We start from the raw sequence: 20,539 nt of genomic DNA, 5'->3' as shown, positions 1-20,539 counted from the left end.
GGCCGCGGCCCGCATACTCGGATGCATGACCGCGTATGACGCCATCGTTCTGGCCGGAGGGGCTGCCAAGCGGCTCGGCGGCGCCGACAAGCCGGGGATCCGGGTCGGTGGCCGTGCGCTGCTCGACCGGGTGCTCGCGGCCTGCGCCGATGCCTCGGCCACCGTGGTGGTGGGTGGGCGGCGGCCTACCGTGCGCACAGTGACCTGGACGCGCGAAGAACCGCAGGGCGGCGGTCCATTGGCCGCGCTCGATGCCGGGGTCCGGCGTACCACTGCGGAGCGGGTCCTCGTTCTCTCGGCCGATCTGCCGTTCCTGGGGAAGGGCACTGTCGGAGCTCTGTTGGCCGCCGCCGGTGAAGGGCGGCGCGACGGGGCCCTGTGCACCGATCAGGGCGGTCGCGATCAGCCTCTCGTCGCCGTCTACCGTGCCGAACCGCTGCGCCGCGAGCTCGCCCTGCTCGCCGCCGAGCACGGCAGTCTGTCCGGGCTCCCTCTGCGGTTGCTGACGAATGAGCTCGACCTCGCCCGGGTGGAGGCCGGTCCTCTCGCCTCCTTCGACTGCGACACCTGGGAGGACGTCGCGTCGGCCCGTGCCCGCATCAGAGAGCATGGGACCGTGCTGGATGAATGGATCACCGCAGTCAAGAACGAACTGGGCATCGAACTCGACGTCGACACCGACGTCCTGCTCGATCTGGCCCGTGACGCCGCTCACGGCGTCGCCCGGCCCGCCGCGCCCCTGACGACCTTCCTGGTCGGTTACGCGGCGGCGAAGGCGGGCAGCGACGGCGACGGCCCGGCGGCGGTTGCCGAGGCCGCCCGCAAGGCTGCCGCACTCGCCCTTCGGTGGGCGGATGAGAACGAGACGCAATGACGGCCCCCGACAGCAGGTCCGACCCGCCTCCTGGCGCCGGCGTCGCGTCGATGGGCACAGGCCCCTCGGCGGGCGCCGGTCCCGCGATGGACGCCGGTTCCTTGGCGGGTGTCGGGTCCTCTGCCCGTGACCGTCCGGCTTCAGCCGATCACGGGTTGGAGCCCGGCGATGGCTCTTCGGCGGCTGATCCATTCTCGACGGGCGGGTCGTCCTTGCAGGCCGCTCCCTCTTCGGCGGGCGCCACCTCCTTGCCGGACGGTTCGTCTTCCGCGGGTGGGGTGTCGTCGGAGGGCGACCGGCTTTTGGCCGCAGGTACGTCTTTGGCCGCAGGTACGTCTTCGAGCACCGGCACGTCTTCGGTGGTCAGCTCGCCCTCGGGAGGCGACCGCTCTCTCTCGGTGGATCGGGGACCGACCCCGGAGGAACTGCGGGCCGTCGAGGAGGACCGGGCCGTCGAACAGGCGCTCGCTCTGGTCGGGCGCCGGTCGCCGGGCGAGTCCTGCGCCACGGAGCGAACTCACTCCGTGAATCAGCCCCACCCCACCGGCCGGCCTCAGCCCGCGGATGAGCCCGACTGCGCGGACTCCCGGTCGTCGGAGCAGCCGTGTTCCCCGGATCGATCCCGCGCACCGGGGCGGCCGCATTCCATGAACCCGCCCCGGCCCGCGGAGGAGGGTGCGAGCGCAGCCGCGGTCCCGCCCCCGAACCAGAGCACCGACCGGCCCCGCGGACGTGAACGGCACAGGCGGGCGACGTCCTGGGAAACGGCCCGCGCGCTGGCCGCACGGTCGGGCCGCGACGTTCCCGTCCGCGCCCGGCGGATCCCCCTCGACCAGGCAGTCGGACACGTACTTGCCGAGCCGCTCGTGGCACTCACCGATCTGCCGTCCTTCGACACCTCCGCCATGGACGGCTGGGTCGTCACCGGGCCGGGGCCGTGGACCATCCGCGCGTTCGAAGAACCCAGGGACAAGGAAGGAGCCGGGGACAGAGAGGGGGCCCGGGACAGGGAGAGAGCCCGGGACGCGAGTGCCGGCTCACGCCCCGGCTCACGCCCCACCGGCCAGCGCCCCGGCCAGGGTCTCGGCATCCTCGCCGGACACGGCGCCCCTGCCGTGCTCCCCGACGGGGATGCCGTACGGATCGCCACCGGCGCGCGCATCCCGGCGGACGCCAACGCCGTGATCCGCAGCGAACACGTTCACGTGGACGAAGCCAGGGGGCTGCTCCACGCGAATCACCAGGTGCTCCCCGGGCAGGACATCAGGCCGCGTGGCCAGGAATGCCGTTCCGGAGATCAACTCCTGCCCGCCGGAACCCTGGTGACACCCGCTGTCCTCGGTCTGGCCGCCGCTGCCGGGTACGACGAGTTGCTAGCTGTCCCGCGCCCTCGCGTCGATGTCCTCGTCCTCGGTGACGAACTGCTGACCAGCGGCCTCCCGCACGACGGGCTGATCCGTGACGCGCTCGGCCCGATGATCGGCCCCTGGCTGTGCGCGCTGGGCGCCGAGGTCTCCGCGCCGCAGCGCCTCGGTGACGACGTACACGCCCTCCGGCGGGCTCTCACCACGTCCGGCGCCGATCTGGTCATCACCACCGGCGGTACGGCATCGGGACCTGTCGATCACGTCCACCCGGTCCTCGCCGAGACCGGGGCCGAGTTGCTGGTCGACGGGGTTGCCGTCCGCCCCGGCCATCCGATGCTGCTGGCCCGACTCAAGACGAAGGACTCCGGCACCGGCCCGTATCTCGTCGGGCTGCCCGGCAACCCCCTGGCCGCCGTGTCCGGGCTCCTCACGCTCGCCGAACCGCTGCTCCGTGGGCTGACCGGCCGGGCGCCGGAGACGTCGTACCGGGTCGTCGTGCGCGACGAGGTGCACGGGCACCCGCACGACACCCGTCTGGTGCCCGTCGTCCACCGAGCGGCCAGGGCGGGTGCCGGTGCCGGCGGCTTCGGCAGCACGGGAACCGACAGCGGCGCCGAGCATGTCGTACCGCTGCACTACAACGGTCCGGCGATGCTCCGGGGGGTTGCCGCGGCGGACGGGCTGGCCGTCGTACCGCCTGGCGGGGTACGGTCCGGCACCGAGGTGGAGATCCTCGACCTACCGTGGGCCTCGGCGATGCCGTGGACGGAAGGGTGTTTCACGTGAAACTTCCCGGTCACGATGCGATGGCCAGGCGTGCCGACGAGTATGTCGCGCCCACGCGGGTGCAGCTCCCGCGCAGGGTCGTCCAGGGACCGGCGCGTCAGGTGGCCAAGCGACTGTCGATGGCACTGATGGTGCTTGCCGTCACCGTGCTGATCGTCTGGCTCGACCGTGGCGGATATCACGACGCCGCAGATGACAATGTCGACCTGCTGGACGCGGTGTACTACGCGACCGTCACCCTCTCCACCACCGGCTACGGCGATATCACCCCGTACGGGGACGTCGCTCGGCTCACCAATGTGGTGCTCATTACACCGCTGCGGGTGCTCTTCCTGATCATCCTGGTCGGCACCACTCTTGAGGTCCTTACGGAACGGACCCGCGAGGACTTTCGGCTGAAGCGTTGGAGAACCAACTTGCGTGACCACACCGTCGTCGTCGGCTTCGGCACGAAGGGACGTTCGGCCATCCAGACCCTGCGCGCCACCGGCCTGAAGAAGGAACAGATCGTCATCGTCGACCCGGCGACCAAGGTGGTCGAGATCGCCAACGCCGAGGGGTTCGTGGGAGTGGTCGGCGATGCGACCCGCAGCGAGGTGCTGTTGCGGGCGGAACTCCAGAAGGCACGGCAGATCATCATCGCCACTCAGCGCGATGACACCGCGGTGCTGGTGGCGCTGACGGCGCGGCAGCTCAACCGCGGCGCGAAGATCGTCGCAGCGGTGCGCGAGGAGGAGAACGCACCGTTGCTGCGGCAGTCCGGCGCCGACGCCGTGATCACCAGCGCCAGCGCGGCGGGGCGACTGCTCGGCCTCTCCGTTCTCAGCCCCAGCGCGGGCACGGTGATGGAGGACCTGATCCAGCAGGGCAGCGGTCTCGATCTCGTCGAACGGCCGGTGATAAAGGCCGAGGTGGGCAAGAGCGTCCGGGAGACGGACGATCTCGTGGTCAGCGTGCTGCGGGGACATCGACTGATCGGCTACGACGACCCGGCGGCCAGCCCACTGCAGTTGACGGACCGTCTGATCACCATCGTGCGAGCCTCGAACGAGCCACCGCCGAGCAACCCGGTTGTGGGGGGCCCGCTCCCGTAGCGGCGTCGATCCTGCGCGGTTCGCCTCCGCCGACGCGGCCCTTCGCTCCATGGAGTGGGCTCACGGCCTCCCGGCGCCGCGGTCTCCCGGCCCACCGCCGGTCTCCCGGCCCACCGCCGGTCTCCCGGCCCACCGCCGGCCCGCAGCTGTCACACCGTCGTCCGGCCCGTGTCACGGAGTAGCCTCGCCGCCATGTATGCGATCACGATCCCCGAACCCGGTGGCCCCGAGGCGCTCGTATGGGCCGAGGTGCCCGATCCGGTGGCCGGCGAGGGCGAGGTCCTCGTCGATGTCGTGTCCAGCGCGGTCAACCGCGCCGATGTGCTGCAGCGGCAGGGGTTCTACAACCCGCCGCCCGGCGCGTCCCCGTACCCGGGCCTGGAGTGCGCGGGCCGTGTCTCGGCGATCGGGCCCGGTGCCACCGGCTGGTCGGTCGGCGACGAGGTGTGTGCGCTGCTTGCCGGCGGCGGATACGCGGAGAAGGTTGCCGTACCCGCCGGACAGTTGCTGCCCGTACCTGCCGGTGTCGACCTGAACTCGGCCGCCGCGCTGCCCGAGGTGACGGCCACCGTCTGGTCGAACGTGTTCATGGTGGCCCACCTTCGCCCCGGCGAGACGCTGTTGGTGCACGGTGGGTCCAGCGGCATCGGCACCATGGCGATCCAGCTCGCCAAGGCCGTGGGCGCACGGGTCGCGGTGACCGCCGGTGGCCCGGAGAAGCTGGCGCGCTGCGCGGAGCTGGGCGCCGACATCCTGATCGACTACCGGGAGCAGGACTTCGTCGAGGAGCTGCGCAAGGCGACGGACGGGACCGGTGCGGATGTCATCCTCGACATCGTCGGCGCGAAGTACCTGGACCGGAACGTGAAGGCACTCGCCGTCAACGGCCGGCTGGCCGTCATCGGCCTCCAGGGCGGCGTCAAGGGCGAGCTGAATCTGAGCGCCCTGCTGAACAAGCGGGCCGCCATCACCGCGACCTCGCTGCGCGGTCGCCCGCTCGTCGAGAAGGCCGCCATCGTCGCCGCCGTACGCGAACACGTCTGGCCGCTGATCGCCGACGGCGTGGTCCGGCCGATCGTGGATCGCACGCTGTCGATGGCCGATGCCGCCGAGGCTCACCGGGTGCTGGAGTCCAGCGCGCACATCGGAAAGGTGCTTCTGCGGACCCCTGCGGGCTGACGCGCCGCCTTCCCGCGCTACACCTCCCACGCCACCTCCCCGCTGCCCCGCGCCGTCTCCCGGCGCCACCTACCCCGCGCCGCCTCCCCGCCCGTGCTTCAGGCACCGTGCGGCAAAAGGCCCGGCGTACAGGTCGTCGACCATGTGCGCCGGGCCTTGGTGTCGCTATGCGATCGGGGTGTACGGGCCAATCGGGGCGTACGGACTGGCGTATGGACTAGAGATACGGGCCGGACCGGATGGCCCCGTGCTGGTCCCCGCTGCCGTCCTCGTCCTCGTGGCCACTGCCCGGCGGAAGGGCGCGCCGCATCTGCTCCAGCTGTGCCCGAGCCGCCATCTGCTGCGCGAACAACGCCGTCTGGATGCCGTGGAAGAGGCCCTCCAGCCAGCCCACCAACTGCGCCTGTGCGATCCGGAGTTCCGCCTCGGAGGGCACGGACTCCTCGGTGAACGGCAGGGAGAGCCGCTCCAACTCCTCCACCAGCTCAGGCGCGAGGCCGTCCTCCAGCTCCTTCACGGAGCTCGCGTGGATCTCCTTGAGCCTGACCCGGCTCGCCTCGTCGAGAGGAGCCGCCCTGACCTCCTCCAGGAGCTGCTTGATCATGCTGCCGATGCGCATGACCTTCGCGGGCTGTTCGACCATCTCCGTCACCGGGACCTCGCGCGATTCGTCGTCAGTGCCACCGCCGCCGATCGCCATGCCGTCCTGCCCCACCACGAGGACTTGGGGGTGCTCCTGCGACCGTTCATTCCTCGGCATCTCCATGGCGTCATTGTCTCGCACACCTGCTGTACAACACGGTGGTGCCCCCGCAAACGGTTGATCCACCGTTTACAGGGGCACCAAATCAGCCGGTCAGGCCATTCACCGCACCGCCCGCGCGCTCATCCGGCCCGCCGCGCCAGCACCAGGCGCGACCGTGTGAACGCCGCCGCGAGCACCCCGGCCAGCAGCGGAATGCACACGACGAGCAGACCGATGGTCGACCAGGGCAGCACGATCGGCGTGTACGCCGACTGCGTGGGATCGAGCCGCATCGACTTCAGTGCTTCCCGCAGGTCGATGAAGCGCAGCGCCACCGCGGGCACCAGACCGGCCAGTGTGCCGAGCACCACACCTGTGAGCGCCACCACCACGCACTGGAAGCCGGACAGCTTCCGCCGTACGCCCGGGGGCGCGCCCACCGCGCTGAGGGTGTTGAGATCGGCCTCCGCGTCCGCCTTGGCGAGGCCCGTCGTGATCGCGGCCGCGCCGAGCGTCACCACGCCGGCGAACAGGGTCAGGATCAGCAGTACGGTGTTGTCCTGCTGGCCGGAGCCGTATTCGGACTGCACCCAGATTCCGCCGCCGACCTGCTCAAGGGCACCACGAACCCGCTGCTGCTCGGCGTCCGTCGGAGCATGGGCGACGGCATACACGCTCCCGGACACCCTGGTGTGCAGGCCGAGCCGCTCCGCCGTCCCCTCCGGAAGGATCAGGCGGATTCCGGGGGTGGACGCGTACGTCGCCGGGGCCACGTACACCTTGAGCTTGTCCAGCGTGGTCCGCGCCTTGCCCGGGTGCAGCTTCCGGTTCTTCTTGTCCTTCTCGCTGTACCGATGGACCGACTTGATGGTGACCTCGCCGTTCTTCGCGTACACCGGGTTGAGCAGCACCGGTGTACCCGCGGCCAGTGCCCTGGCGGCCGCGGGATCGTGGAGCTTCACGTACGTGTCGAGCAGGGCCGCGTCCGCGACGACGATGTCGCTCCCGCCCCTGCTGAAGACTCCCGATGCCATCAGGTCGCTGAGGCAGGCGGGGGAACGCATCAGCTTCCTGTGCTCGTCGGCGGAGAGCCTCGCGGCGAGTTCCTTGGCTCCGGCTCGGGTGAGCGGGCACGTGTGGGCCTTTCCGCCGGGCCTGACCAGTTCCAGCGAGCCGCACTGGTTCTCCTCGTAGCCGTAGCAGTCGCTGCCTGCCCAAACCTGTCGGAAGTCCGTGTGTCCGCTGGTGACGGCCATGCTCCGTTCCACGGCCGCCCGCGCACGCGGGAGCTCTTCGACCGACTCCGCACTGGAGGTCGAGACGACGATGGTCCCCGGGGTGAGCGAGGGAACGTAGTTGTACTCGGCCTGGGCCGCACTGCTGGCCATGTATGTGGCGATGCCCACCGAACCCGCGACGGCCGCCATCACCGCGGCGACGGCGGGAGCGGTGCGACCGCGGTTGCGGGCGGCGTCGCGCAGCGCCATCCGGGGCGTGAGAGGCAGCCTCCGGCCGAGCCGCCCGAGCAGGCCGACGATCGCCGGGATGCAGCCGAGCAGCCCGAGTTCGGCGACCATCGAGCCCCCGGCGACGAGTGTCGGGTTCCCGCTGGTGCCGCCGTAGAGGGCGATCGCGGCACCGAACGCCAGCACGGAGGTGCCCAGGACGGGCAGCACCCGTGAGGAGCGGCGGACGCCCCGGCGGCCGGTCAGCGACTCCAGTACCGACTGCCGACTCGCCACGATCGCCGGGGCGAACGCCGCCAACAAGCCGGTGATCAGGCCGATCGCGGCGATGACCAGCAACTCCAGCGGCGCGATCGTCAGAGAGCCGAACCGGTGTCCGGCCCAGTTCTCGATCAGGGGCTGGAAAGCCGCGGTGAGCCCGAGGCCGACCACGACACCCGTCACCGCTCCGATGCCACCGAGCACCAGACCGCCACCGAGCACGACGGCCCTGACATGGCGTCGGTCTCCGCCGCAGGTGCCGAGGAGGCCGAGCTGACGGCGGGAACGGCGCGCACCGACCGCGAAGGCCGGTCCGGCGAGCAGCACAATCTCCAGGACCGCCATGGCGATCACGGTGACGAGTGCCGTGCCGAGCTTTTCGGAGCTCCCGTCGGCGATGCCGGGGTTCCTGGCCATCAGCGGGACCTCGGAGTCCGGCGGCGGGTCGAGGGCGACCTGCCGGGACGTGACGAGCACGCCCGACTTGTTGGCCTCCATGACGTGCGGCCAGGTCACGCCGACTCCCGCCGGGCCTTTGACCAGCCAGTCCGTGGACTCGGTGTGCGGCGGAAGCACCTTCTTGTCGTGGTCGGCCTTGGCCTTCCACGGAGCGATGACCGCACCGGGGTCGGCGTAGAGCGCCTCGGTCTTCAGCTCGCTGGGCAGCTCGACCACGCCGGTGATGGTGTACGTCCGGCCGGAGTTGCGCACGGTGGTGGTCGAGCCGACGTGCAGCCCGGTCGCCTTCAGGAACGGCTGTGTGGCGGCCATCTCGCCCTTGCCGTGCGGGTAGGCGCCGCGCACGAGGTCGATCTTGCCGCGGGCCATCGCGTCCGACGTCCGGATCTCGACGATGTCGGTGTTCGTGATGCCGTACCGGGTGGTGACACTCGCGGGGACGGACTGGATGCTGATCGCCCGCGAACCTTTGGGGAAGGTCGTCCTGATGTCGATCGGGTCGGCGTTCTCCACGGGCGGTGCGTCGTCCACGCCCATGTAGATGTGGCTCACCGCCCCGTCGGGGAGTTGCTCGATGGGCCCCATCGTCTTGTCGCTGAACAGCGCGTCGGCGGAGCCCATTTCGCTGGTCAGCGTCTCGGCGACGGACGGTTTCTCGCTGCGGTACGTCACATCGAGGGCCGTGACGCCGAGTACCGGTACCGCGAGCATCGCGACCACCAGCGCGCTGCGGCCCTTGGCGCGCATCGCGTCGCGCCTGGCTATGCGGAGGGAGGCGCGCCAGCCCGTGAAGACGCTCACTTGGCGCCCTCGGCGGCCAGCAACGAGTCGGCGTCGGCGGTCAGCGTCTGGTCGACGAGCGATCCGTCCCGGAGGAATATGACCCGGTCCGCCCAGGCCGCGTACCGCGGCTCGTGCGTCACCATCACGCCGGCCGCGCCCTGGTCGCAGCGCTTGCGCAGCAGCGCGAGCACGGCCTCGCCGGTCTCCGAGTCGAGCGCCCCGGTCGGTTCGTCGGCGAGCACGAGGCGCCGGTCCCCCACCAGCGCGCGGGCGATGGCGACGCGTTGCTGCTGGCCGCCGGACATCTCGTCCGGGAACCGGTCGGCGATCTCCAGGAGCTTCATTTCCTCCAGCGCCGCCCGTGCCTCCTTGCGCGCCTTGCGCACGGAGACCCCGTCGAGCTCGCGCGGCAGGGCGATGTTCTCGGCGGCGGTCAGCGCCGGGATCAGGTTGTAGTCCTGGAAGACATAGCCGATGCTGCGGCGGCGCAGGGCGGCGACGCCCTTTCGGCCGAGACCGGAGATGTCCTGACCCTCGATGACGACCTGGCCGCCGGTCGCGGTGTCGAGACCGCCCGCGATGGTCAGCAGCGTGGACTTGCCGGAGCCGGAAGGGCCCATCACGGCGACCAGTTCACCGGCGTGCACGGAGAGATCGATGCCGCGCAGGGCGTGCACCTCGGCGATGCCGGTGCCATGGGTGCGGGTGAGCGCTCGGAGTTCGAGCACCGGTGTGTCCGCGGCCGGCGGTGAGCCGGAGGCGGATCGGGACGGGGCGCGCGAGGACATGGTGGTGGTTCCCCCCTTGGAACGGTTTGTGGGGCCGACATCGGGTCGCCGAGGCGGTCCGTGGCCGGCACGGGGCGCGTACGTGGTGGTCCGTCGTGGTGCCGGAAGCCGGGACGCGGACGCGCGGTGGTGTGTGGTCAGCGCCGGCCGCGCGGGCCGGCGGCACGGGCCGGAGCGCGGACGACCGGGGTACGCCCGGTCGTGCGTGCCTCGGGCTCCGGCTCCGTGGCGGCGGCCTCGGCGAGGCGGACCAGCCGGGACTCGCAGTGGTCCAGCCAGCGGGCCTCGGCCTCCGCCTGGAAGATCAGCTGTTCGAGCACGAGCAGCCAGGCGACCTCGTCGCGGTCGGCCGGGACATCGGTGAGCGCCTGCGCCTTCAGGCGGGTGTAGTCCTGCATCGCCTTCACGGTGTGGCGGCGCTGGGACTGGATGACGGCGCGGATGTCCACACCGGGCGCGCCGACCGCCATGGCGAGCTTGATGGCCAGTTCGTCGCGCGGCGGACTGCTGCGGTCGACGGGCGTCTCGAACCAATTCCGCAGTTCGGCACGGCCGTCGTCGGTGATGGCGTAGAGGGCGTGCCCCTGGTCGTCCTCGTCGTCCTGGACGACCAGGCCGTCGCGCTCCAGCCGGCTCAGTGTCGTGTACACCTGGCCGACGTTGAGCGGCCAGGTGGAGCCGGTGCGCGACTCGAATTCGGTACGGAGCCGCGAGCCGTATCTGGGCCCCCGCTCCAGCAGGGCCAGCAGCCCGTGACGGATCGACATACTGAGTATGTATACCGAGTATGTTGGTGGACGCAAGTTCCTGCCGGAGCGTGTGGGCGCCGGTGAAGAGGGGGTGCGGGGCGTCTCAGTTCGAGCGGCGCATGCGGAGCGCCAGGAAGCCGAGCCCCAGTCCTATCAGCGCGATCCCGGCGCCCAGCGACACGTGCCGGACCTGCCGCACGGTGGGTCCGTCGAGGGCCTGGGGTGCGAGCCGGCCGGGCACGGGGGATGTGTCTACCGCCGGTGTCACGGCGGGTGCCGATCCCGGATCGCTCGCCGCGGGGCGCGTGACGGGCTCGTCGAGGGAGCTGTCCGCGTGTGCGAGGTCCCACGGCGCGAGCGGCCGTCCGGGGCGCGGTCTTCCTTCCCCGGCCTCGCGCCCGGCGAGCGGGGGCTGGGCGTCGGGGGGCGCCGAGCCTTCGGCGGCCGAGGCGCCGGGGGAGGCGGAGGCGGACGGGTCGGCGGAGGCGGACGGGGAGGGGGGCCGAGAAGAGGGCGGGGAGGGTGCCGGGGGTGCGGGGGCGGCCGACGCGTCATCCGTGGATATCGCCGAGGGTTCGGCCGAAGGGGTGGCCGAGGGGGCGGCCGAAGCATCGGCTGACGGTTCGACACCGGGGCGTGTGGGGCGTGTGGGGCGGACGGAAGGCACGTCCGGTGTGGTCGGGGGCGGCGTCACCGAGGCGCTGACCGCTCCCGGTGCCCTGCCGGGCGCGCGCTGCTGGGCCTGCGCCTCGCCCGTGGCGGCCCCCAGTGCGGCGCCCGCCGAGAATATGAGACCGACCACGCACCTCGTGGACCGTGAAGGGAGAAGTCCTGGAGCCATGAGGGCAGCGTCACATGTGACGATATGCCCGGCATCTCGGGCATGCGGGGGCATGCGGCGCCTCCTTGGGCTCGCGACACCCTCCTTGGGCTCGTGTCGGTCCCGGCTCGTGTCGGTCCCGGCTCGTGCCGATCTCTGAGAGCCGCTGCTATGCGTACGTGGCCCGGAAAGCCGCCCTCACACGTACCGGACCCTCACTCGCGCGCGCCGAGTGCCCATGCCCCGGGCATCCCTGCCCCCGAGTGCCCGCGCCTCCGCGTGTGCGCCCGCTCAGGCCGGGTCGCCCGTCGCGACGCGCAGCTCGAAGTGGGCGCCCGTCTTGTCAACGGCAGTTCCGGAGGTCGGGAACTGGTCGATGACCTGGTCCTCCGCGTAGGCGTTCCCTGGCACCTTGACCTTCTTGACGGTCCAGCCCGCCGCATCCGCGCAGGCCTTCGCGGAGAGGTAGTCCTTGTACAAGAACTTCGGCGCGTCCACCTTCGCCGGGTCGGTCGAATCCTCCAGGGGGTCCGTGCAGTCCTCGGTCCTCATCGTCCGGTTACGCTCCGGATCCTTGTGCTCGCTCGCGGCCGGCGACTCGTTCGCGGAGGAGCCGCCCGAGGGCGTGTCGTCTTTCAGCGAGAGCACCGTGATCAGGCCGCCGATCGCGATCAGCGCCACCACGACAGAGCCGACGATCACCGGCATGTTCCGCTTGGAGCCGCCCCCGCCGGAGCCGCCGTGCGTCTGTGTCTGCTGCGCGACCGCGTACGGCGGCGGGGTCTGCTGCTGCATCGGCGACATCGGGGCCTGGCCCTGGTACGCCGGAGCCGACTGCGGATATCCGTACGACGGGGCCGGGGTCGGCGCACCGTACGGCCCCGGCTGGGCGCCCGACTGGTACGGGCCCGGCTGGTACGGCGTCTGGACGTTCTGCGGCACCGGGATGGACTGGTCGACCGGAGGGAAGACCGCCGAGCCGACACCCGAACCGCTGTTCGGTGGTGCGCCGCCACCTGCGACGATCACCGGGGCGCCGGTCTGTCCGCTCGCGCTCAGCACGCGCGCGATCTCGTCCTGCATCGCCGCGGCGCTGGGGAAGCGCTCGTTCGGGTTCTTCTTCAGCGCGCGGGCCACGAGCGCGTCCATCGCCGGGGTGATCGACCGGTTGATGGTGGAGGGCGCGACCGGCTCCTCCTGGACATGCGCGTACGCGATGGCGAGCGGCGAGTCCGCGTCGAACGGGATGCGGCCGGTCACCAGCTGGAACAGCATGATGCCGACCGAGTACAGGTCGGAGCGCGCGTCCACCCCGCGGCCCAGGGCCTGCTCGGGGGAGAGGTACTGCGGGGTGCCGACGACCATGCCGGTCTGCGTCATCGACGTGACGCCCGACTGCATGGCGCGGGCGATGCCGAAGTCCATGACCTTCACGACACCGCGCTTGGTCACCATCACGTTGCCGGGCTTGATGTCGCGGTGGACCAGCCCCATCTCGTGGCTGGTGTCCAGCGCGGCCAGCACGTCGGCCGTCACCTTGAGGGCCTTGTCGGCCGGCATCGCGCCGTAGCTCTGGATGTCCGCCTGGAGCACCGAGCCGAGCGGCTGCCCCTCCACGTACTCCATGACGATGTACGGCATCAGCGCGCCGCCGAGCTCGTCCTCACCGGTGTCGAAGACCGAGACGATGTTGGTGTGCTGCAGCTTGGCGACGGCCTGCGCCTCGCGCCGGAACCGCTCGCGGAAGGACTGCTCGCGTCCCAGTTCCGTGTGCAGTGTCTTGATCGCGACCTGGCGGTCCAGTGCGGAGTCGTACGCCAGATATACGGATGCCATCCCGCCTTCGCCGAGCAGGTCGTGCAGCTGGTAGCGGCCGCCGGCGACCGAATCGCCCGCATAGCGCCCCTGAGCGCCGTGTGCGCCGTCCTGGCTCATGACTTGCTTCCCCCTCGGCGCGCGACTGACGCGATGATCCCTATTACGCGCCAAGTCTGCCCGAGGGGTACGGCACGTCAAGCCAGGTGCCCGTTCCGTGACCCTACGCACAAGAAGCGTCTCGGAAGCGTTACAGGAAGCCCATGGAATTTGCGCGCGCGGCACGCCGGCCGGTTGGATGACCCGTCCCTCTCGGAAACGGTGTGTCCGGCGGAGGCTGTAGCGTGACGTGGCAATGCAGCTGGTGCTGTGGCCGGAAAGGTTTGCCGGGAAACTCGCGGCGTCCGGTGCGGTGCATCGCAAGGCGGAGGATCGCCCTCGTGCTGGACGCACTCGGGTGATGCGACGACGTGGCGAGGCGCCGTGCCGGACGTGACGACCCGGCGAACCTTTCCGGCCACAGCACTGGGACACCGTGAGAACCCGCGGACGCGCGGACAGATACGACGGCGAGGACTGATGGCACCCGATTCCGAAGCAAACGGCGGCGGAGTTTCGGATGGCACCGACTCCTGGGGCATCGACGGCGTCGTCGGTGACGGGCGCTACCGGATGACCCACCGGCTCGGCCGGGGCGGCATGGCGGAGGTCTTCGCGGCCGAGGACGTCAGGCTGGGACGTACGGTCGCGGTCAAGCTCCTGCGTTCCGATCTCGCCGAGGACCCGGTCTCCAAGGCCCGGTTCACGCGCGAGGCACAATCGGTCGCGGGCCTCAACCACCACGCGATCGTCGCCGTGTACGACTCCGGCGAGGACGTCGTGGGCGGCCAGACCGTCCCCTACATCGTGATGGAGCTCGTCGAGGGCCGCACCATCCGCGATCTGCTGCTCAATGCCGAGGCCCCGCCGCCCGAGCAGGCGCTGATCATCGTCTCGGGCGTGCTGGAAGCCCTCGCGTACTCGCACCAGCACGGCATCGTGCACCGTGACATCAAGCCCGCCAACGTGATCATCACGAACTCGGGTGCGGTCAAGGTGATGGACTTCGGCATCGCCCGTGCGTTGCACGGCGCGCAGTCGACGATGACGCAGACCGGCATGGTCATGGGCACGCCGCAGTACCTCTCCCCCGAGCAGGCGCTGGGCAAGGCCGTCGACCACCGCTCCGACCTCTACGCCACCGGCTGTCTGCTGTACGAACTTCTGGCGCTGCGGCCCCCGTTCACGGGTGAGACGCCGCTCTCCGTCGTGTACCAGCACGTGCAGGACATCCCGGTTCCGCCGTCCGATGTGCTGGAGGCGGTTCCGCCGGAGCTGGACGGGCTGGTCATGCGTTCGCTCGCGAAGGACCCGGACGACCGGTTCCAGAGCGCCGAGGAGATGCGCGGTCTCATCCAGTACGGCCTGCAGATGCTTCAGGTGCAGGGCGGCCACACGGGTACGTGGAACACCGGCCCGGTCGCGGTGCACGAAGGCGGTCACACCCCGCCCATGGGTGTCACCGGGGGCACGATGGCGATGGGGCATCCGCAGCACGGGGACACCTCGCAGGGTCCGATCCTGCCGCCGATGAACCCGGACGACGGTGGCTACGAGGGCAGACCGCAGGGCGGTGGCGGCCGGGGCAAGCTGTGGCTCTTCGTCGTGCTCGCGCTGATCGCGATCGGGGCCGGCGTCGCCATCGCCGTCAACGCGACGGGCAGCGACGGCGGCCGGCACGAGAAGAAGCCCGCGGAGACGTCCAGCTCGTCGTCGTCGCCGGAGAGTTCGCCCTCGCCGAGCGACCGGCAGAGCGAGGAGAGCCAGCAGTCGGGGAACTCCACCGGCAACCAGCAGAACACGCGGCCGCGGCACTCCTACTCCCCGTCGTACACCCCGAGCCAGCCGGCCGAGCCGCCGCCGACCCAACCGTCCACCCCGGCCACGGGCGGCGCTTCCGACGGGGGTACGGGTGCGGCCGACGGAGGTACCGGGACGGCCGACGGAGGTACGGGTGCGGCCGACGGAGGTACCGGGACGGCCGACGGAGGTACGGGTGCGGCCGACGGCGGCACCGGGACGGCCAACGGCGGCACGGGTGCGGCCGACGGCGGCACCGGGACCACCACCGGCACGTCCGCGGCGGGGGGCACCGCGGCGGGCACCACCCCGTAACCCGGGCACGGCTCAGTGCCCCGCGCGGTGGCCCGTGTCCCGGGCCCCGTGCCGGGCTCCGTGCGGTGCTCCGCACGGGGCGGGCTCAGCCCGTGAACGCCTCGCACACCGCCTGGTACTCGCGCGTCCACCAGACCGCCAGGGCCGACACCGCAGGGAACTGCGGGTCGGCCCTTCGGTCGTCCAGGCAGTACCGCCAGCGCAGTATCCAGAAGTCGTTGAGCCGCTCCCACCACACCCGGTGCACCGCCGCGGCGAGCTCCGCCGCCCCCGCCCCGGCCGCCCGCCGGTAGGCCCGCGCGTACGCCCGTACCTTCTCCAGCTCCAGCTTCCCGGCCGGCTGGACGAAGAAGATCGCCGCGGCCCGTACCGCCTCCTCCGCGCGCGGCTGGACGCCGAGCCGGTCCCAGTCGAGGATCGCGACCGGGTCCGTGCCCCGGTAGAGGACGTTCAGCGGGTGGAAGTCGCCGTGCACCCAGCCGGTGGCCGGGACGTCGGGGGTGGGAGGCCTGCGGTCGGCGTGCTGCTCCAGCAGGGTGCGCCGTTCCAGGAGGCGGTGTTCGGCCAGCTCGTCGAAGGAGTCCCGGGGGCGGCGCCCGCGTGCGGCCGCCAGCAGGTCCTCGATCAGCGCGAAGGTGTCGGCGGGGTCGGGGCTCCGGTGTCCGCCGGACCGCCCGGCAACCCCCGAGCCCGTCTCCATGACCTGTTCGAGCCCGGTGTGCACGGCGCCGAGCAGCGCTCCGAGTCGTTGCGACTGGGCGGTGGTGAGCTGGGCGCCGGCCCGGTGCAGTCCGTCCACCCAGGGGTGCAGGGCGTAGCACCGGCCACCGATCTCCGTGACCGTGCCGCCCTCGGTGTCCTCCAGGGGAGGGGCGACGGGCACGCCGAGTGACTGCAGCCGCTGGGTGGCGCGGTGCTGGCGGACGATCGTGGCGCGGTCGCCGGTGGAGTCGTCGAGGTGGTGCTTGAGGAAGTACGAGCCGCGGGTGGTGGAGACGCGGTAGCCGTGATTGAGCAGCCCCTGGGTCACGGGCTTGCAGGTGAGAGGCGTACCGGCGTCCGGATAGCGGCGCAGCACCTCGTCCACCGGAGGAACCGGCGGCCGGGGTGCGGAGGAGCGGGGCACGGATGAGCACAGCACCTCGTCGGCCGGTGGAGCAGACGGAAGGGTTACAGATGAGCGCGGCACTCGCCAGATGTTAGATCACGCTGCGTTGCGGATCGGCTGAGTTGCGTGGAAGCCCAGAGTGTGCACGGAGACGAGGTGCGGGTCGACCGCGAGGAACGCGGGGGTGAAGGGCTCCCCGTTCACCTGGGCGGGGGCGGCGCCGAAGCGGCCTCGCTGTTCGGCGGTCGGGTGCACGATCTGGGCGGGGCCGGTGAACTGCACGGACCACAGCTCGCCGCCGTCCTCCGAGGGCGCGGCGTTGAAGTTGTCCGCTCCGTACGCCACGACCGTGCCGTCGCAGGCGTCGTGGTAGCCGAGGCCGCCGTGCATCCGCAGGACGACACGGCCGTCGACCACGATATGACGGGCCACCGCCAGTATCGGGAGGGCCCGCATGCTCGTCGCCAGCCGGCCGTACGGGACGCGGCCGAGCAGTTCGAGCGCGTGGAGTTGCTCAGAGGGCATGCCGTCCACTCTCCGTCACCGGGGAGGCCGTAGAAAGAGGCCGCGGCCCCAGGTGGTACGGGACCAAAGTCCCGAAGATCACTCACCGAGGAGCGCGACCGCCTCGCCCACGTCCGGGCCCGCCGAGTTCGCGACGTCCGGCCTCCCCCGGCAGGCGGGGCCTTTCCCCCGGCCCGCCGGGATACGCGGTGACCGGCCCGGTCCAGTGGCGTTCGGCCCGCACCGGTCCGCCCGTCGTGCGCGCCGCTCGGCCGCCGTCGGCGTCGACCTGGCGCTGATCCTCTGCGTCCGCCCGTCGCGCGCTCCGCTCAGCCCTTCTCCGCCTGCAGCCTGGCCACGTACGCGGCGGCCTGCGAGCGCCGTTCCATGCCCAGTTTGGAGAGCAGACTGGAGACGTAATTCTTGATCGTCTTCTCGGCGAGATGCAGCCGCTCGCCGATCACCCGGTTCGTCAGCCCCTCGCCGATCAGATCGAGGATCTTGCGCTCCTGATCGGTGAGGCTCGCGAGCTTGTCGTCGCCGCGGCCCTTCTTGCCGTCGCGCAGCCGCTCCAGCACCCGGGCGGTCGCGACGGGGTCCAGCAGGGACTTCCCGGCCGCCACCTCCCGTACCGCGTTCAGCAGTTCGTTGCCGCGGATCGCCTTCAGCACATATCCCGAGGCGCCCGCCATGATCGCGTCGAAGAGCGCCTCGTCATCGGCGTACGAGGTCAGCATCAGGCATTTGATGGTCTCGTCCTGGGAACGGATCTCCCGGCAGACCTCCACCCCGCTCCCGTCCGGCAGCCGCACGTCGAGCACCGCCACATCGGGCCGGGTCGCGGGAATGCGGACCAGCGCGTCGGCCGCCGTGCCGGCCTCGCCGACGACCTCGATGTCGGGCTCGACCGAGAGCAATTCATGGACCCCGCGTCGGACGACTTCGTGGTCGTCCAGCAGAAAAACAGTGATTTTTCCTTGTTCGCGCACAAAACGCAGTCTCACACACTCGCCTCTTCCCTGCCGCCGAACGGCGGGATAACGTGCCGTTGTTCCGGCGGCCTGCGAGGCTGTTCCCAGTGCTGTGACCAGCGAGAGTTCCCGACTTTTTCGATTTACTTGGAAATCCAAGCAAAATCGCAGGTCAGATAGGGTTTCGCAGTTAAGCGGTGTACTGGGTAACGTGCTTTTGGCAGGGCGCTCGCCGGGGCACCTGTCACGCCTGTTTCCGGACCGAGCGGCACCCACCCCGTGCACGGGTACGGACACAGGCGAGCCGCACTGGCTTCCCGGCAGACCCCGGGGGCCGGACCGACGGAGGAGCACGCACGTGACCGTGGAGAGCACTGCCGCGAGCAAACCGCGACGCAGCAGTAAGCGGACCAGCGCCGTGAAAACGCCCGCAAAGACGTCCGCGAAGACACCCGCCAGGACGTCCGCGAAGACGCCACAGAGTTCCGAGCCCGAACTCGTACAGCTGCTGACGCCCGAGGGCGAGCGCGTGGAGCATCCGGACTACCGGATCGACCTGACCGCCGAAGAGCTGCGCGGTCTGTACCGGGACATGGTCCTGACCCGCCGCTTCGACGCCGAGGCCACCGCCCTCCAGCGCCAGGGCGAGCTGGGTCTGTGGGCCTCGCTGCTCGGCCAGGAGGCCGCGCAGATCGGCTCCGGCCGGGCCCTGCGTGACGACGACTACGTCTTCCCGACGTACCGCGAGCACGGCGTCGCCTGGTGCCGCGGGGTCGACCCGACGAATCTGCTCGGAATGTTCCGCGGTGTGAACCACGGCGGATGGGACCCCAACAGCAACAACTTCCACCTGTACACGATCGTCATCGGCTCGCAGACCCTGCACGCCACCGGCTACGCCATGGGCGTCGCCAAGGACGGCGCGGACTCGGCCGTGATCGCGTACTTCGGTGACGGCGCCTCCAGCCAGGGAGACGTCGCCGAGTCCTTCACCTTCTCCGCGGTGTACAACGCCCCGGTCGTCTTCTTCTGCCAGAACAACCAGTGGGCGATCTCCGAGCCGACCGAGAAGCAGACCCGCGTGCCGCTCTACCAGCGCGCGCAGGGCTTCGGCTTCCCCGGTGTCCGGGTCGACGGCAACGATGTGCTCGCCTGCCTGGCCGTGACCAGGTCGGCGCTGGAGCGGGCCCGCCGGGGGGAAGGGCCCACGCTCGTCGAGGCCTTCACCTACCGCATGGGCGCGCACACCACCTCCGACGACCCCACGAAGTACCGGGCGGACGAGGAGCGGCTCGCCTGGGAGGCCAAGGACCCGATCCTGCGGCTGCGTACGTACCTGGAGAAGCAGGGCGCCGCCGACGAGGCGTTCTTCACCGCGCTGGAGCAGGAGAGCGAAGTCCTCGGCAAGCGGGTGCGCGAGGCGGTGCGGGCGATGCCCGATCCGGACCGGATGGCGATCTTCGACCACGCCTACGCCGACGGGAACCCGCTCGTCGACGAGGAGCGCGCCGAGTTCGCCGCGTACCAGGCATCGTTCGCGGACTCCGCCGAGGAAGGCAAGTAGCCATGGCCATGGAAAAGATGTCCATCGCGAAGGCGCTCAACGAGTCGCTGCGCAAGGCCCTCGACACCGACCCCAAGGTCCTCATCATGGGCGAGGACGTCGGCAAGCTGGGCGGGGTCTTCCGGATCACCGACGGACTCCAGAAGGACTTCGGCGAGGACCGGGTGATCGACACCCCGCTCGCCGAGTCCGGCATCGTCGGCACGGCGATCGGCCTGGCGCTGCGTGGCTACCGGCCCGTCGTGGAGATCCAGTTCGACGGCTTCGTCTTCCCCGCGTACGACCAGATCGTCACGCAGCTCGCCAAGATGCACGCGCGGGCGCTCGGCAAGATCAAGCTGCCGGTCGTCGTGCGGATTCCGTACGGCGGCGGCATCGGCGCCGTCGAGCACCACAGCGAGTCCCCCGAAGCCCTGTTCGCGCACGTCGCGGGCCTGAAGGTGGTCTCGCCCTCGAACGCGAGCGACGCCTACTGGATGATGCAGCAGGCCGTCCAGAGCGACGACCCGGTCATCTTCTTCGAGCCGAAGCGCCGCTACTGGGACAAGGGGGAGGTGGAGACCGACTCCATTCCCGGCCCGCTGCACCGGGCCACGGTGGCGCGTACCGGCTCCGACCTCACGCTCGTCGCTTACGGCCCGATGGTGAAGGTCTGCCTGGAAGCGGCCGCGGCCGCCCAGGAGGAGGGCAAGTCGATCGAGGTGCTGGACCTGCGGTCCATGTCCCCGATCGACTTCGACACCATCCAGACCTCGGTCGAGAAGACCGGCCGGCTCGTGGTGGTCCACGAGGCGCCGGTGTTCTACGGCTCCGGGGCCGAGATCGCCGCCCGGATCACCGAGCGCTGCTTCTACCACCTGGAAGCACCGGTGCTGAGGGTCGGCGGCTACCACGTCCCGTACCCGCCGGCGCGGCTGGAGGACGAGTACCTGCCGGGTCTCGACCGTGTGCTCGACGCCGTCGACCGCTCGCTGGCGTACTGAGGACTGGGG

At 70.9% G+C, this 20,539-nt stretch carries 16 protein-coding genes; 7 read left to right on the top strand and 9 right to left on the bottom strand.

All coding sequences use genetic code 11. The features are described 5' to 3' along the window. Positions 1-25 precede the first annotated feature (25 nt). The 4 genes from ACZ68L_RS20800 (at position 26) to ACZ68L_RS20785 (ending at position 5,300) form a co-directional block, all read left to right on the top strand. On the top strand, positions 26-874 hold the full coding sequence (locus tag ACZ68L_RS20800) for an NTP transferase domain-containing protein (protein ID WP_469578966.1): 849 nt from the start codon (positions 26-28) through the stop codon (positions 872-874). 647 nt (positions 875-1,521) lie between these two features. Continuing rightward, positions 1,522-3,027 carry a molybdopterin molybdotransferase MoeA gene (locus ACZ68L_RS20795; protein ID WP_469578964.1) on the top strand — a complete coding sequence of 502 codons (1,506 nt, stop codon included), beginning with the start codon at positions 1,522-1,524 and terminating at the stop codon, positions 3,025-3,027. After that, positions 2,985-4,121: a potassium channel family protein gene (locus ACZ68L_RS20790; protein ID WP_469578962.1), complete on the top strand. Its 1,137-nt coding sequence runs from the start codon at positions 2,985-2,987 to the stop codon at positions 4,119-4,121. Before ACZ68L_RS20795 ends, ACZ68L_RS20790 begins: the two co-directional genes overlap by 43 nt. A gap of 192 nt (positions 4,122-4,313) precedes the next feature. Then, positions 4,314-5,300 carry an NAD(P)H-quinone oxidoreductase gene (locus ACZ68L_RS20785; RefSeq protein ID WP_469578959.1) on the top strand — a complete coding sequence of 329 codons (987 nt, stop codon included), beginning with the start codon at positions 4,314-4,316 and terminating at the stop codon, positions 5,298-5,300. 217 nt (positions 5,301-5,517) lie between these two features. Here the strand turns inward: ACZ68L_RS20785 and ACZ68L_RS20780 are convergent, their stop codons facing one another. The 6 genes from ACZ68L_RS20780 to ACZ68L_RS20755 form a co-directional block, all read right to left on the bottom strand. Continuing rightward, on the bottom strand, positions 5,518-6,066 hold the full coding sequence (locus ACZ68L_RS20780) for a bacterial proteasome activator family protein (protein ID WP_323183884.1): 549 nt from the start codon (positions 6,064-6,066) through the stop codon (positions 5,518-5,520). A 119-nt stretch (positions 6,067-6,185) separates the two neighbouring features. Then, a complete protein-coding gene (locus tag ACZ68L_RS20775; protein ID WP_469578956.1) occupies positions 6,186-9,032 on the bottom strand; it encodes an FtsX-like permease family protein in 2,847 nt (948 codons plus the stop codon). Further along, the gene (locus ACZ68L_RS20770) at positions 9,029-9,802 is read right to left on the bottom strand and encodes an ABC transporter ATP-binding protein (protein ID WP_469578954.1); all 774 of its coding nucleotides are present in this window, start codon (positions 9,800-9,802) and stop codon (positions 9,029-9,031) included. Before ACZ68L_RS20770 ends, ACZ68L_RS20775 begins: the two co-directional genes overlap by 4 nt. A 137-nt stretch (positions 9,803-9,939) precedes the next feature. Next, positions 9,940-10,569, bottom strand: coding sequence for a PadR family transcriptional regulator (locus ACZ68L_RS20765; protein WP_469578952.1), 630 nt, complete (start codon positions 10,567-10,569; stop codon positions 9,940-9,942). 85 nt (positions 10,570-10,654) lie between these two features. Then, positions 10,655-11,353 (bottom strand): hypothetical protein, encoded by a 699-nt coding sequence (locus ACZ68L_RS20760; RefSeq protein WP_469578951.1) that lies wholly within the window; start codon positions 11,351-11,353, stop codon positions 10,655-10,657. Between the two features lie 309 nt (positions 11,354-11,662). Beyond that, positions 11,663-13,306, bottom strand: coding sequence for a protein kinase domain-containing protein (locus ACZ68L_RS20755; protein ID WP_469578949.1), 1,644 nt, complete (start codon positions 13,304-13,306; stop codon positions 11,663-11,665). 459 nt (positions 13,307-13,765) lie between these two features. On the opposite strand from ACZ68L_RS20755, the gene ACZ68L_RS20750 reads away from it, so the two are divergent. Then, positions 13,766-15,400 carry a protein kinase domain-containing protein gene (locus tag ACZ68L_RS20750; protein ID WP_469578947.1) on the top strand — a complete coding sequence of 545 codons (1,635 nt, stop codon included), beginning with the start codon at positions 13,766-13,768 and terminating at the stop codon, positions 15,398-15,400. An 85-nt stretch (positions 15,401-15,485) separates the two neighbouring features. Here the strand turns inward: ACZ68L_RS20750 and ACZ68L_RS20745 are convergent, their stop codons facing one another. From ACZ68L_RS20745 to ACZ68L_RS20735, 3 genes are all read right to left on the bottom strand, one after another. Next, positions 15,486-16,478 carry a phosphotransferase gene (locus tag ACZ68L_RS20745; RefSeq protein WP_469579161.1) on the bottom strand — a complete coding sequence of 331 codons (993 nt, stop codon included), beginning with the start codon at positions 16,476-16,478 and terminating at the stop codon, positions 15,486-15,488. Between the two features lie 126 nt (positions 16,479-16,604). After that, on the bottom strand, positions 16,605-17,033 hold the full coding sequence (locus ACZ68L_RS20740) for a pyridoxamine 5'-phosphate oxidase family protein (RefSeq protein WP_469578945.1): 429 nt from the start codon (positions 17,031-17,033) through the stop codon (positions 16,605-16,607). A 308-nt stretch (positions 17,034-17,341) separates the two neighbouring features. Beyond that, the gene (locus ACZ68L_RS20735; RefSeq protein ID WP_469579160.1) at positions 17,342-18,001 is read right to left on the bottom strand and encodes a response regulator; all 660 of its coding nucleotides are present in this window, start codon (positions 17,999-18,001) and stop codon (positions 17,342-17,344) included. A 340-nt stretch (positions 18,002-18,341) separates the two neighbouring features. On the opposite strand from ACZ68L_RS20735, the gene pdhA reads away from it, so the two are divergent. Next, a complete protein-coding gene (gene pdhA, locus ACZ68L_RS20730) occupies positions 18,342-19,547 on the top strand; it encodes a pyruvate dehydrogenase (acetyl-transferring) E1 component subunit alpha (protein ID WP_469578943.1) in 1,206 nt (401 codons plus the stop codon). Between the two features lie 2 nt (positions 19,548-19,549). Beyond that, positions 19,550-20,530, top strand: coding sequence for an alpha-ketoacid dehydrogenase subunit beta (locus ACZ68L_RS20725; RefSeq protein ID WP_469578942.1), 981 nt, complete (start codon positions 19,550-19,552; stop codon positions 20,528-20,530). The last annotated feature ends 9 nt before the right edge of the window (positions 20,531-20,539 follow it).

It is taken from the genome of Streptomyces sp. NPDC104309, from assembly GCF_055584025.1.
This window is presented reverse-complemented; position numbering and strand designations above follow the sequence as displayed.